Origin of the sequence: Streptomyces qinglanensis, assembly GCF_900111245.1 — a bacterium.
Taxonomy (GTDB): domain Bacteria; phylum Actinomycetota; class Actinomycetes; order Streptomycetales; family Streptomycetaceae; genus Streptomyces; species Streptomyces qinglanensis.
Genome location: NZ_FOGO01000002.1, coordinates 363,134 through 376,197, shown reverse-complemented (window position 1 = coordinate 376,197; position 13,064 = coordinate 363,134). Strand labels below are relative to the sequence as shown.

13 protein-coding genes and 1 pseudogene are annotated in these 13,064 nt (G+C 69.8%); 5 read left to right on the top strand and 9 right to left on the bottom strand.

Annotated features, from left to right (window positions below):
- Positions 1-590 precede the first annotated feature (590 nt).
- The 5 genes from BMX65_RS05960 to trxA all read left to right on the top strand — a co-directional run bounded on the left by BMX65_RS05960 (position 591) and on the right by trxA (position 5,970).
- The gene (locus BMX65_RS05960; protein ID WP_239502069.1) at positions 591-2,297 is read left to right on the top strand and encodes a protein kinase family protein; all 1,707 of its coding nucleotides are present in this window, start codon (positions 591-593) and stop codon (positions 2,295-2,297) included.
- Positions 2,298-2,351: 54 nt separating this feature from the next.
- Entirely contained in the window at positions 2,352-3,179 is an 828-nt protein-coding gene (gene sigM, locus BMX65_RS05955; RefSeq protein ID WP_074999068.1) for an RNA polymerase sigma factor SigM, read from the top strand.
- On the top strand, positions 3,176-4,468 hold the full coding sequence (locus BMX65_RS05950) for a hypothetical protein (RefSeq protein WP_074999067.1): 1,293 nt from the start codon (positions 3,176-3,178) through the stop codon (positions 4,466-4,468). Before sigM ends, BMX65_RS05950 begins: the two co-directional genes overlap by 4 nt.
- A gap of 105 nt (positions 4,469-4,573) precedes the next feature.
- Positions 4,574-5,560 carry a thioredoxin-disulfide reductase gene (trxB, locus tag BMX65_RS05945; protein ID WP_074999066.1) on the top strand — a complete coding sequence of 329 codons (987 nt, stop codon included), beginning with the start codon at positions 4,574-4,576 and terminating at the stop codon, positions 5,558-5,560.
- Between the two features lie 80 nt (positions 5,561-5,640).
- Positions 5,641-5,970 carry a thioredoxin gene (trxA, locus tag BMX65_RS05940; RefSeq protein ID WP_074999065.1) on the top strand — a complete coding sequence of 110 codons (330 nt, stop codon included), beginning with the start codon at positions 5,641-5,643 and terminating at the stop codon, positions 5,968-5,970.
- Positions 5,971-6,220: 250 nt separating this feature from the next.
- Here trxA and BMX65_RS05935 read toward each other — a convergent pair whose 3' ends face one another.
- The 9 genes and pseudogenes from BMX65_RS05935 to rpmH form a co-directional block, all read right to left on the bottom strand.
- The gene (locus BMX65_RS05935; RefSeq protein WP_074999283.1) at positions 6,221-6,841 is read right to left on the bottom strand and encodes a GNAT family N-acetyltransferase; all 621 of its coding nucleotides are present in this window, start codon (positions 6,839-6,841) and stop codon (positions 6,221-6,223) included.
- Between the two features lie 142 nt (positions 6,842-6,983).
- Complete coding sequence (locus BMX65_RS05930; protein WP_074999064.1) at positions 6,984-8,144, bottom strand: ParB/RepB/Spo0J family partition protein; 1,161 nt, start codon at positions 8,142-8,144, stop codon at positions 6,984-6,986.
- Positions 8,141-9,250: a ParA family protein gene (locus BMX65_RS05925; protein WP_074999063.1), complete on the bottom strand. Its 1,110-nt coding sequence runs from the start codon at positions 9,248-9,250 to the stop codon at positions 8,141-8,143. The genes BMX65_RS05930 and BMX65_RS05925 overlap by 4 nt, the downstream gene beginning before the upstream one ends.
- Before the next feature lie 307 nt (positions 9,251-9,557).
- Positions 9,558-10,322, bottom strand: a complete 765-nt coding sequence (rsmG, locus tag BMX65_RS05920; protein WP_177214199.1) for a 16S rRNA (guanine(527)-N(7))-methyltransferase RsmG — start codon at positions 10,320-10,322, stop codon at positions 9,558-9,560.
- On the bottom strand, positions 10,319-10,831 hold the full coding sequence (locus BMX65_RS05915; protein ID WP_074999061.1) for a Jag family protein: 513 nt from the start codon (positions 10,829-10,831) through the stop codon (positions 10,319-10,321). The genes rsmG and BMX65_RS05915 overlap by 4 nt, the downstream gene beginning before the upstream one ends.
- A 20-nt stretch (positions 10,832-10,851) precedes the next feature.
- Positions 10,852-12,012 carry a membrane protein insertase YidC gene (gene yidC, locus BMX65_RS05910; protein WP_074999060.1) on the bottom strand — a complete coding sequence of 387 codons (1,161 nt, stop codon included), beginning with the start codon at positions 12,010-12,012 and terminating at the stop codon, positions 10,852-10,854.
- Positions 12,013-12,015: 3 nt separating this feature from the next.
- On the bottom strand, positions 12,016-12,306 hold the full coding sequence (gene yidD, locus BMX65_RS05905; RefSeq protein WP_019356751.1) for a membrane protein insertion efficiency factor YidD: 291 nt from the start codon (positions 12,304-12,306) through the stop codon (positions 12,016-12,018).
- A 71-nt stretch (positions 12,307-12,377) separates the two neighbouring features.
- A pseudogene (gene rnpA / locus BMX65_RS05900) lies at positions 12,378-12,734 on the bottom strand (ribonuclease P protein component); the annotation flags it as partial.
- A gap of 24 nt (positions 12,735-12,758) precedes the next feature.
- On the bottom strand, positions 12,759-12,896 hold the full coding sequence (gene rpmH, locus BMX65_RS05895) for a 50S ribosomal protein L34 (RefSeq protein WP_016906158.1): 138 nt from the start codon (positions 12,894-12,896) through the stop codon (positions 12,759-12,761).
- Positions 12,897-13,064 lie beyond the last annotated feature (168 nt).

Genomic DNA, 13,064 nt, shown 5'->3' with positions numbered 1-13,064 from the left:
GTGTAGGCACAATGTTTTTGGCCGTTTCCAGAAAAACGGCCACCACGGATGGGGAGGCAGGAACGACGGTGGCGGAACGGAGCACAGCCGCTGTCGGCGTGGCCGAGACCAGTGGTGCGCATGACGCACCGCTGACCGCCCAGCAGGACGGGGCCACGGGCGACGGTGCGACGGACGCGACGAACGGATACAGCCGCAACACCGGGACCTCGGACCACGACGAGTCCCCGGCCCACTCCACCGACACCGCACCACTGACGGGCCCGCCCGGTGCCACTCGCCCCGGCGCCTCCCCCGAAGGGAGCAGTGGGAGCCTGCCGGACTCCGCCGGGGAGGAACCGGCCCGCAGCAGCGGCCCCGCCGACCCCGCCGAAGCACGTGGTGACGACGCCCGCGCGGCCGCTCCTGAGCGCCACACCGACGCCGGCTCCGACGCCGACACCGGCTCCCGCCCCGGCACCGGTCCCGACGCCGACGCGGCCTCCGGCACCGACGGCGACAGCGCTGTCGAGGACGGGGCTGCCGAGGACGAGGTTGCCGAGGACGAGGCCGCAGACGGGGCCGCCACGGACGCCGGGAGCGCCGAGGAGATGGGCGCGGGCCGGAACGCGGAGCCGCAGAAGCCCCGGAAGAAGGCCAAGGACCGCGAGAAGCCCAGAACCGACCGACAGCAGCCCGAGGCGGCCGCGGAGCCGGCCGGGGCGGCCTCCGGACCGTCCGACGGTTCCTCGAAGCGCGCGCCCGCCGAGATGCGGGTCCCCGAGCTGCACAGCGGCCACAAGCTGGCCCGGCGGTACCGGCTGGAGGAGTGCGTCACCCGGCTCGACGGTTTCAGTAGCTGGCGCGCGGTCGACGAGAAGCTCCGCCGTGCCGTCGGCGTGCATGTCCTGCCCGTCGGCCACTCCCGGGCCCGCCAGGTCCTCGCCGCGGCCCGCTCGGCGGCTCTGCTCGGCGACCCCCGGTTCGTGCAGGTCCTCGACGCGGTCGAGGAGGGCGAACTGGTCTACGTCGTCCACGAGTGGCTGCCCGACGCGGTCCCGCTCAGCGAACTGCTCGCCGGCGGCCCCCTGGAACCCCACGAGGCGTACCAGCTCGTCAACCAGCTCGCCCAGGCCCTGGCCGCGGCCCACCGCGAGGGTCTCGCACATCTGCGTCTGACCCCCTCCTGCGTGCTCCGCACCGGCATGGGCCAGTACCGCATCCGCGGGCTCGCGGTGAACGCGGCCCTGCGCGGTGTCACGAGCGAGCACCCGCAGCGCGACGACACGGAGGCGATCGGCGCACTCCTGTACGCGGCGCTCACCCAGCGCTGGCCGTACGAGGAGGGGGCGCACGGACTGCCGGGCACCGGTTCGCTGGACATCGGGGCGCTCGTGGCCCCCGAGCAGCTCCGGGCCGGTGTCCACCGCGGTCTCTCCACCTTGGCCATGCGTGCGCTGGTGAACGACGGCGCGACAGCCTCCCGGCAGGAACAGCCCTGCACCACCCCGGACGAACTCTGCAAGGCCGTCGCCTCGCTGCCCCGCATCCGCCCGCCGGAGCAGGCGTTCACCACCCCGCCCCCGTACCAGCGCACTGCCTACCAGCAGGGCAGCTTCGCGGCGCCCGGCGTTCCCGGCGGCGCCGCGCCCGGCAGCCCGGCAGCGGTGCCGGGTGCCGAGCCCCCGGCACCGCCCGCGCTGCCCGGACGGACTGGTAAGGCCCTCAAGTGGGGGGTCTCCGCGCTTCTCATCGCCGCCCTCGGCCTGGGGAGCTGGCAGATCGCCGACGCCCTGCTCAAGGGCGAACCGGTCAAGGAGAAGCCCACCAAGCCGGTGGAAGGCGAGGACAAGCCGGTGCAGACCGGCAAGCCCATCAAGATCCAAGAGGTCCAGGACTTCGACCCGGAGAGCTCGGACGGGCGCGAGAAGCCCGAGCGGGCCGGTGACGCCGTGGACGGCGACCCCGGCACCTACTGGCTCACGGACAAGTACCTGGGCCACCCCACCTTCGGCAACCTGAAGTCCGGCGCCGGCCTCATCCTCGATCTCGGGAGCACCCGGCAGGTCAGCCAGCTGAAGGTGGACTTCATCGGGAAGACCTCGGCGAGCTTCCTGGCCGCGCCCAAGAGCGTCACCAACACACCCTCCTCACTGGGCAGTTTCAGCAAGGTCACCAACGGCTCCGGGGAACACCTCACCCTGAAGGCCAAGAAGCCCATCAAGACCCGCTACGTACTGCTGTGGCTCACCAAGCTCCCGGCCACCGACGGAGGCGACTACCGTGGTCGCGTCACGGAGGTCCAGGTCCTCAGCTGAGGCCGCGGGCGCCGCTTCCGACACGAGGGCGGCAGGGTTGAGGGGAGGGTCTGCATGGCGAGCGAGGAGGCTCCCGGCGGGACGGCCGCGCCGGACGACAAGGAGCTGCTCGCCCGTCATGTCGCGGGGGATCCCGAGGCGTTCGGCGAACTCGTCCGGCGCCACCGGGACCGTCTGTGGGCCGTGGCCCTGCGCACGCTCGGAGACCGCGAGGAGGCCGCGGACGCCGTGCAGGACGCGCTCATCTCCGCCTATCGCGCCGCACACAACTTCCGGGGGCAGTCCGCCGTCACCACGTGGCTGCACCGCATCACGGTCAACGCCTGCCTGGACCGCGTCCGCAAAGCAGCCTCCCGCCGGGCCACACTCACCGACGACACCGAGCGGATGGAACAGCTCCTGGAGCCCCAGGAATCCGCCGCCGCACCCGTGGAACGCCAGGAGACACATCGCCAGATCGTCTCGGCGCTGTCCGAGCTTCCGGTCGACCAGCGGGCGGCGCTGGTACTGGTGGACATGCAGGGTTACCCCGTCGCCGAGGCCGCAGAGGTGCTCGATGTGGCGGTGGGCACCGTCAAGAGCCGGTGCGCCCGCGGCCGGGCCCGGCTGCTCCCCCTCGTCTCGCATCTGCGCAAGGACGGCAGCGACGGAGGCAGAAGCGGGGACACCGGCAGGGACAGCCGGGGAGAGAGCGGCGGTTCCGAGGACGAAGCCGGTACCGGACGGAACCCTCCGCCGGGAGCATCCGTCCCAGCACCGAGAGCGGCGCCGCGGAAGGCGTCACGGAAGGCGGCCCAGCAGCCGCCACCGCGGAAGGCTCCGCACACCACCCAGCAGGACACCACAGGCTCCGGGGCCGGGAAAGGAGGGGGACAGGCATGACATCCACTCCTTCTCCGCACGACGAGCACCCGGAGATCGACGAGATCTCCGCGCTCGACGAGGGAATCGTGCCCGTGGCACGCCGGGCGGAACTCCGCGCGCATCTGCTCACCTGCGAGCTCTGCGCGGAGGTGTCCGCCTCGCTGGAGGAGATCCGGGAGACGCTCGGCACCCTGCCGCGGCCCGAGCGGATGCCCGAGGATGTGGCGAGCCGGATCGACAGGGCACTGGCGGCGGAGGCGACTCTGGCGGCGAGCGCACCGGGCAAGGCGGAGTCCACACCGGGCAAGGCGGAGTCCACCACGGGCACGGAGTCCACCACGGGCACGGATGCCACCGCCGATCGCACCACTGACCGCGTTCCCACTGTCGACGGTTCCGGTGCCGCTATCCATGCTCGTACCGACAGCGACAGCGCCGGCCACGCCGACAGCGACAGCGACAGCGGTGACGCCACGGCACAGGAGCGTCCCGTTTCACGTGAAACGGCCACGGAGCCTCTCGGGTCTGCTGCGGGAACGGATGCGTGCCCGGTTTCACGTGAAACCCAGCCCGGCCGCCGCTCCGGGGACGCGGCGGCAGGTCGCTCTCCCGGCCGTGCCGCGGGGTCCACCGGCCCCGGAGGGGCGGACCGCGGAGCCCCCGCGCCCGGGCCGGGCAGGCGGAGCGATGCCCGAGGCGCCCGACATCGGCGGCGTACGGTCGTGCTGGTTGCGGCGGCGTCCATGGCCGTCCTCACACTGGGCGGCATCACCCTCCGCGCGCTCTCCGACCCGGCTCCCACCGAGGTGACCTCGAATACGGCGAAGTCGGCGACGGACGAAGGAGCACCCCGGGTGTCGTCCAGCCCGACGGTCTCCGCCGACACCGATGCCGGAGGCAGCAGTGACGATCAGCGGCTGCGCAAGCGCGTCCAAGGGCTGCTCTCCGACGAGAGCTCACCCCCGCCCTCCCGAGAGGTGACGGACAGCCCCACGCCGAGTGACACTCCCACAGTCGATGTCGAGCAGAGTCCCAGCAGCGACCGGAACACACTTCGCGACGACACGCTCGGTGACGGGCCGACCATGCCGTCCTGCATCCGCGACAGTCTCCACCGCACAGAGAGCCCGCTGGCCGTCGACTCCGAGGCCACTTTTCAGAACCACTCCGGGTATCTGGTCGTCCTGCCCCACCAGGGCGGCGATCCGAAGCTGGTCGATGCCTACGTCGTCGACCCTTCCTGTGTGAGCGCCGACCCGTCCCGCCCGGGCAAGATCCTCTTCAAGGGCACCTACCCGCGCGGGTGACCCGCGGACGAGGGCAGGGGAATGTCTGCCCCTTAGGATCCGTTGGACGGGGTGCAAGCCCCGGCAGAAGTACCCGGAAGCAGTCGGCAGACAAGGAAGACTCCCGTGAGCGACGTCCGCAACGTCATCATCATCGGCTCGGGCCCGGCCGGATACACGGCAGCGCTCTACACCGCCCGCGCGTCGCTGAAGCCGTTGGTGTTCGAAGGCTCCGTCACCGCAGGCGGAGCGCTGATGAACACCACCGATGTCGAGAACTTCCCCGGGTTCCAGGAGGGCATCATGGGCCCGGAACTCATGGACAACATGCGGGCCCAGGCCGAGCGCTTCGGGGCTGAACTGGTGCCGGATGACATCTCCGCGGTCGACCTCTCCGGCCCGGTGAAGACCGTCACGGACTCCAACGGCACCGTGCACCGCGGCCGGACCGTGATCGTGGCCACCGGCTCGCAGCACCGCACGCTGGGCCTGCCGCTGGAGGAAGAGCTCTCCGGCCGTGGCGTCTCCTACTGCGCCACCTGCGACGGCTTCTTCTTCCGCGAGCAGCACATCGCCGTGGTGGGTGGCGGCGACACTGCCTTGGAGGAGGCCACGTTCCTCTCCCGCTTCGCAGCATCCGTCACCGTGGTGCACCGCCGGGACACGCTGCGCGCCTCCAAGGCCATGCAGGAGCGAGCCTTCGCCGACCCGAAGATCTCCTTCGCCTGGGACAGCGAGGTCGCCGAGATCCACAGCAAGGACGGAAAGCTGTCCGGCCTCACCCTGCGCGACACACAGAACGGCGAGACCCGCGAACTGGACACGACCGGACTGTTCGTCGCCATCGGCCACGACCCGCGCGTGGAGCTGTTCAAGGACAGCCTCACCCTGGACGAGGACGGCTACCTCAAGGTGGACGCTCCTTCCACCCGCACCAACCTCCCCGGGGTCTTCGCGGCCGGCGACGTGGTGGACCACACCTACCGCCAGGCGATCACTGCCGCCGGCACCGGCTGCTCCGCGGCGCTGGATGCCGAGCGCTATCTGGCGGCGCTCACGGACGTGGACGCCGAGGACACCCCCGAGCCGGAGAAGACTGCGGCAACCGTCTGACTCCCACAGCCTGCCGGGGACGGCTCGCTGTCCCCGCTCAGCTCCCCACCCCACATCAACAGAGAATGAGGAGAAGCACCATGGCCGGTGCCACCGTGACCGCGACCGACGCCGACTTCGAGGACGTCGTCCTGAAGAGCGACAAGCCTGTGCTGGTCGACTTCTGGGCGGCGTGGTGCGGACCGTGCCGTCAGATCGCCCCTTCGCTGGAGGCCATCGCCTCCGAGAACGCCGACAAGCTGACGGTCGTCAAGCTCAACATCGATGAGAACCCGGGCGTCGCCGCCAAGTACGGCATCATGTCGATCCCGACCATGAACGTCTACCAGGGTGGCGAGGTCGTGAAGACCATCGTCGGTGCCAAGCCGAAGGGTGCCATCGAGAAGGACCTCGCCGAGTTCATCGGCTGAGCATCTGTACGTCATTGAGGGCGCCGTTTCACGTGAAACGGCGCCCTCAATGCTGTCGGACCGCTGTCGCCTCGTACTGCCAGCCGCAGTTGCACGGAACGGACCGCCCTACAGCGCTACCGCACGACGTGACCGCGCCCTCGGGGCTGCGCACCGCAGGGATCCGCCCTCCCCCGGGACCGCACCGCAGGAGCACGACATCGACAGCGCCGCACCGCGCCCGCGAGGCAGCGATGTCCGCAGCGAGGTCTCAGAGCGGCCGCAGTGCCGGCTCCTTGCTGTGCACTTTCCCCAGCAATTGGTCCAGTGCCCGCTCCATGTCATGCCGCCAGGAGACCGTGGAGCGCAACTCCAGCCGCAGTCGGGGATAGCGGGGGTGCGGGCGGACCGTCTTGAAGCCGACCGAGAGCAGATGCTCCGCAGGGAACATGCAGGCCGGTTCCGTCCACTGCGCGTCACCGAACGCCTCTATCGCCTTGAACCCCCGCCGCAGCAGATCCTTCGCCACCGTCTGCACGATCACCCGGCCGATGCCCTGCCCCCGGAACTCCGGCAGCAGATAGGCGGTCATCAACTGCACCGCGTCCGGGGCGACGGGGCTGGTGGGGAAGGCGAAAGAGCGGGGGACATACGCGGGCGGCGCATAGAGCACGTAGCCCACAGCGGCCTCGTCCACATAGACGACCCGACCGCAGGAACCCCATTCCAGCAGAACCGAGGAGATCCAGGCTTCCTTCTCCAGATCGGGCCGCCCCGACCTCTGTGCCTCCTCTCCGCTGACCGGATCCAGCTCCCAGAAGACACAACCGCGGCAGCGGTTGGGCAGATCCGGGAGGTTGTCCAGCGTGAGGGGAACGAGCTGTCGTCCCATGCAGACATCGTATCCGGAGGGCAGCGCCACGACCGCTGGTTTCCGCCCCGCCCCCGTCGGACAGGCGCACCGGGGCTACGGCGGCAGTGGAAAGGCCCGAGCGGCAGCGCCCGGGCCTTTCCACTGCGAGATATGCGGTTGCCTACGAAGAGACAGCGTCCTCGTCGCTGTCGTCCTCGGCCAGCTTCTGCTCCAGCACCCGGCCTTCGCCCGGAGCAAGCTGACCCAGAATCCGCTCCAGGTCGTCCATGGAGGCGAACTCGACGACGATCTTGCCTTTCTTCTGGCCCAGATCGACCTTCACCCGGGTCTCGAAGCGGTCCGAAAGCCGACCTGCCAGATGGTCCAGTGCAGGGGAGACCCGGGCGCCGGCCCGGGGCCCCTTGGGCTTGGCGCTCTTGGGCTTGCCGCCCATCAGCGTGACGATCTCCTCCACCGCACGCACCGAGAGCCCCTCGGCCACGATCCGGTGAGCGAGCTTGTCCTGCTCCTCTCCGTCCTCCACAGACAGCAGCGCCCGTGCATGCCCGGCGGACAGCACTCCGGCTGCCACCCGACGCTGCACCCCGGGCGAGAGCCGCAGCAGCCGCAGAGTGTTGGACACCTGCGGCCGGGAGCGACCGATCCGGTCGGCCAGTTCGTCATGGGTGCAGTTGAAGTCCCGCAGAAGCTGGTCGTAGGCGGCTGCCTCTTCCAGCGGATTGAGCTGTGCCCGGTGCAGGTTCTCCAGCAGCGCGTCGAGGAGGAGCTTCTCGTCCTCGGTGGCGCGGACGATCGCCGGAATTCGCTCCAGCCCCGCCTCGCGGCAGGCCCGCCAGCGGCGCTCACCCATGATGAGCTCGAAGCTGCCGGGTGTGAGCTCCCGGACGACGACAGGCTGGAGGAGACCGACTTCCTTGATGGAGGTGACGAGTTCAGAGAGTGCGTCCTCGTCGAAGACCTCACGAGGCTGGCGCGGATTCGGGGTGATGGCGTCGAGCGGCACCTCCGCGAAGAACGCGCCTCCCGCGTCCTCGGAGCCGGCGCCCTGCGCGGGGACGGCGGAGCCAGTTTCACGTGAAACGGCGTCGTCCGCCGCTTCCTCCTCCTGGTCCCGCTGCGAGAGTTCTGCGACCTTGGCCGCCGCCACGCCCCGCACCCCCTGCTCCGGGGCCAGCACGGGAACGGCGGTGGGGGAGGTGGACCCTCCGCTCATGTTCGGACGCTGCTGCTCACCCTCCGCATCAGCAGCGTCCGGCCCGGTCGGAGCCGCCGGGATCAGTGCACCGAGCCCCCGCCCCAGACCCCTACGTCGCTCGCTCACTGAGTCCCCTCCGCCATGCTGCCGTGCTGCTGCGCCTGTAGTTGCTGTGCTTGAAGCTGCTGAGCCTGCTGCGCCTGCTCAACATGCGGATCCCGCAGCGCGATTTCCCGCGCCGCCTCCAGATAGGAGAGCGACCCGCTGGAACCCGGATCGTATGTCAGAACCGTCTGGCCGTAGCTGGGGGCCTCCGAAATGCGCACCGACCGCGGAATGTTGGTCCGCAGCACCTCCTTGCCGAAGTGGCCGCGCACCTCCTCCGCCACCTGGGACGCCAGCCGGGTCCGGCCGTCGTACATGGTGAGGATGATGGTCGACACATGCAGCTTCGGGTTGAGATGGCCCTTCACCAGCTCCACGTTCCGCAGCAGTTGGCCGAGGCCCTCCAGCGCGTAGTACTCGCACTGAATGGGGATCAGCACCTCGGCACCGGCCACGAGCGCGTTCACCGTCAGCAGCCCGAGGGAGGGCGGGCAGTCGATCAGGATGTAGTCCAACGGCTGTTCGTACGCCTCGATGGCGCGCTGAAGGCGACTCTCCCGCGCCACCAGCGACACGAGTTCGATCTCCGCACCGGCGAGATCGATGGTCGCTGGCGCGCAGAAGAGTCCCTCCACGTCCGGCACCGGCTGGACGACTTCCGAGAGCGGCTTGCTCTCCACCAGAACGTCGTAGATCGACGGCACCTCGGCGTGGTGGTCGACCCCCAGCGCCGTCGAGGCATTGCCCTGCGGGTCGAGGTCGACCACGAGGACGCGGCCCCCGTGCAGGGCCAGCGAGGCCGCGAGGTTCACGGTCGTGGTGGTCTTGCCGACGCCGCCCTTCTGGTTGGCGACGACCATGATCCGCGTCTGCGCGGGGCGGGGCAGGCCCTCCCCGGCACGGTTCATCGCCTCGACCGCCTGCTGTGCCGCGCGGCCGATCGGGGTGTCGTCCATGGGCGGTGGCGTCTCACGTGCCGCATCACCGCGGGGTGCGACCGCGCTGGTATCCCCTGGCTCTGTACGGGGACCGGGGACCGGGTCGGCCATCGGTCCCGCGATGTTGGCGTCGGACCGCAACGGTTCACTCTCCTCAACATCAGGCTCGCTATGAGCAGAGCCTCCCATGCTTTCGGTCTTGTGAACCAGCGAGCCCCACTCAGTTGTGGATGAATCCACTTCCGAGCGGGGCTCAGGGGCGGTCTGGCTGCGCCCGCCGGCGGCGGCGCGGCCTCGGTTGATGATTCCGTGCAACAGAGAGCGGCGTTTCACGTGAAACACGATGCACAGGCACCGCACGGTGTCCGCCGCGACACTCCGCTCCGCGGGGTCTTAAGCGTTTTTATGGAGTAACCGAATCAGCGTTTCAGCGCCCGACCGGACGACCAGCCGGCCCGACCAACAGATCGGCGGGACCGGCCTGCCTGCGTCCGGTTCAGCGCCGCCGCCGACCGCCCCGGGCGGAGCGGCCGTTCGCTCGGGCCGCCTTCTCGGCCTTGACCCGCCGTGCGGCGAAGCGCACTCCGCCGGGGCTCTCCCCGACTCTGGCGCGTACCACCGTCGAAGGAGGATCGATCAACCCCTCGCCGATGTGCTCCACAGTCGTCTCCACGACACCCAGCTTGTGCAGCGCGTCCCGCGCGGTCCGGACCTCGTCCTCGGCGGTGTCGCCCTTGAGCGCGACCATCTCGCCGTACGGCCGCAGCAGCGGGACGCCCCAACCGGCCAGCCGGTCCAGCGGCGCCACCGCGCGGGCCGTCACCACGTGCACCGGCGTCAGGGTGCCCAGCATCTCCTCGGCCCGCCCGCGCAGCACCGTCACATGGTCGAGCCCGAGCAGCTCGACGACCTCCTGGAGAAACGTCGTGCGGCGCAGCAGCGGCTCCAGCAGCGTGATCTCCAGATCCGGCCGCACCAGCGCCAGCGGAATACCGGGCAGCCCCGCACCCGAGCCGACATCGCACACCGTGACGCCCTCGGGCACCACCTCGGAGAGCACCACGCAGTTCAGCAGGTGCCGCTCCCACAGCCGCGGCACCTCGCGCGGGCCGAGCAGTCCGCGCCGCACTCCGGCATCCGCCAGCAGTTCCGCGTACCGCTCCACGGTGGGGAGACTGTCGCCGAACGCCTTGCGCGCCGCCTCGGGGGCGGGTGGCAGGCCCGGCCGCTCCTCCGGGGACTCCCCCGACTGCTGCGTCACGGGAGTACGACCACGCAGCGCTGTGGCTCCTCGCCCTCGGACTCGCTGCGCAGTCCGGCCGCCTTCACCGCGTCGTGCACGACCTTGCGCTCGAACGGCGTCATCGGCCGGAGCTTCACGGCCTCACCGCTGCTCTGTGCCTCCTGCGCCGCCTTCGCGCCCAGCTCCGCGAGCTCCTCGCGCTTCTGGGCCCGGAAGCCGGCGATGTCCAGCATCAGCCGGCTGCGGTCGCCGGTCTCGCGATGCACGGCGAGCCGGGTGAGCTCCTGGAGGGCCTCCAGGACCTCACCGTCCCGGCCCACCAGCTTCTGCAGATCGCGGGCCGATCCCTCGCTGATCACCGACACCGCGGCGCGGTCGGCCTCGACGTCCATGTCGATGTCGCCGTCCAGGTCGGCGATGTCGAGCAGCCCCTCGAGGTAGTCCGCCGCGATCTCACCCTCCTGTTCCAGCCGGGTCAGGGTGTCGCTGTCGGCCTCGGTGCCTTCTGGCGCGGTCGTATCCGTCACGGCGGGGACTCCTTCGGTGCTCACTTCTTGGAGGGGTGCTTGGGGCGCTGCGGGCCCTTGCGCTGGCCGGACTTCTTCTGGCCCGACTTCTGCTGCTGGCCTGCCGCCTTCGACCCGCCGCCCTGCTTCTGGCCGGACTTCTGCTGACCGGACTGGCCGGACTGCTTCTCGTTCGTCTTCGGTCCGGTCTTCTGCATGGACGTGGCGGCCGAGGTGGACTCGTCCTTGTCCGTGCTCGTGGCGACCGCGCCGCCGCCCTGGCGCTGCGACTTGCTCTGGCGCTTCGGCTGCTGCCGCCGGACCCGGGCGGCCTCGGCGGCCTCGCGCGCCTCGACCTCCTTGGGGTCCTCCTTGAGCTTGCCCTGGGCCCGCAGCTTCTCCTGACGCTCGTTGAAGGCGCGGGAGCCGGGGGTCGGGTTGCGCTTGATCACGAACATCTGCTGGCCCATCGTCCACACGTTGGTGGTCAGCCAGTAGATGAGGACACCGACGGGGAAGTTGATGCCGAAGACGGCGAACATGATGGGGAAGACGTACATCAGCATCTTCTGCTGCTGCATGAACGGCGTCTTCACCGTCAGGTCGACGTTCTTGGTCATGAGCTGGCGCTGCGTGTAGAACTGCGACGCCGACATCAGGACGATCATGATGACCGTGACCACGCGGACGTCGGTCAGGCTGGCACCGAGCTGGCTCACCTTGTCCGCGCTGTCCATGAACTTCGCGGCGATCGGGGCGCCGAAGATCTTCGCGTTCCGGGCGCTGTCCACCTGCTCGGCGTTGAGGACGCCCACCGGCTTGTTGTCGGCGATGTGCTGGAGGACCCGGAAGAGGGCGATGAAGAAGGGCGACTGCGCGAGGATCGGCAGGCAACTGGAGAGCGGGTTGGTGCCCGTCTCCTTGTAGAGCTTCATCATCTCTTCGCTCTGGCGCTGCTTGTCGCTCTTGTAGCGCTCCTGGATCGCCTTCATCTTCGGCTGGAGCGCCTGCATGTTCCGCGTCGACTTGATCTGCTTGACGAAGAGCGGGATCAGGCAGATCCGGATCAGCACCACCAGGAAGAAGATGGACAGACCCCAGGCCCAGCCGCCGTCCGGGTCGAAGACCAGGCTGAACAGCGAATGGAACTGGACAATGATCCAGGAGACGGCTTTGTAGAGAGGACTCAGGATCGTGTCCACGAATCAGGCTCCTTGGGCGTTGGACTGGGTCCGGTGCTGCTGCCAGCGGGAGCGGATCCGCTGGTGCCATACCGGGTGCTTCCGGGCGGGGACATGGTCGACGCCACCGGGCGACCACGGATTGCAGCGCAGGATGCGCCAAGCCGTCAGGCCCGTTCCCTTCACGGCGCCATGACGGGCGATGGCCGTGTACCCGTAGTGGGAGCACGACGGGTAGTACCGGCACACCGGACCGAGCATCGGACTGATGGTCCACTGGTACAGCTTGATCAACCACAGCAGCGGGTACTTCACTGAGCTCTCCCTCCCGGTTCGCGTCCGGGATTCCGGGGGCTGTCCCCCGAGGCGGCAGAGCGGTGAGGGGGCCCGTTGAGCAGCTTCCGCAGCGCGGCATCCAGATCGCGGGCCAGTTCCACGTGGTCCGCGTCCGCCGCACCGGGTTGCGCCCGTACGACAACCAGGCTACCGGGGGGCAGCAGAGACAGCCGGTCCCGCAGCAGATGCCGCAGCCGTCGCTTCACACGGTTACGGATCACCGCGTTGCCGACGGCCTTGCTCACGACGAAACCCGCACGCGGCGGGGGGACCTCTCCCCCCGGCGCGTGCGGGTCCGTTCGACTGCGTAGATGGACGACGAGAAGCGGGCGACCGGCCCTGCGTCCTCGGCGTACCGCGGCCGCGAAGTCCTCGCGCCGCCTCAGCCGGTTCTCGGTAGGCAGCACGTCATGGACCTGTGGTCAGGCTGCTCAGGCCGACAGGCGGGCGCGACCCTTGCTGCGGCGGTTCGCGACGATCGCGCGGCCGGCGCGGGTCCGCATGCGCAGCCGGAAGCCGTGGGTCTTCGCGCGGCGACGGTTGTTCGGCTGGAAGGTGCGCTTGCTCACTCGGGGGCTCCAGAGATGCTTGGTGTCCCGCGCTCGCCGCAGGACTGGGTGCGGGGAGTCGACCGGCTGTCACCGTGCGCCCACGAGTAGCTCGCAACGCCCGAGTGTGCACCGCTTCATGATCGACCGGGAATCCCGTTTGATCTTGCCCATCGGAGGCAGGCGGCA

Coding starts and splice junctions, on each gene's coding strand:
- BMX65_RS05960 (WP_239502069.1), top strand. CDS start 591: ATGGGCGCGGGCCGGAACGCGGAGCCGCAGAAGCCCCGGAAGAAGGCC.
- sigM (WP_074999068.1), top strand. CDS start 2,352: ATGGCGAGCGAGGAGGCTCCCGGCGGGACGGCCGCGCCGGACGACAAG.
- BMX65_RS05950 (WP_074999067.1), top strand. CDS start 3,176: ATGACATCCACTCCTTCTCCGCACGACGAGCACCCGGAGATCGACGAG.
- trxA (WP_074999065.1), top strand. CDS start 5,641: ATGGCCGGTGCCACCGTGACCGCGACCGACGCCGACTTCGAGGACGTC.
- BMX65_RS05935 (WP_074999283.1), bottom strand. CDS start 6,841: ATGGGACGACAGCTCGTTCCCCTCACGCTGGACAACCTCCCGGATCTG.
- BMX65_RS05925 (WP_074999063.1), bottom strand. CDS start 9,250: ATGGGAGGCTCTGCTCATAGCGAGCCTGATGTTGAGGAGAGTGAACCG.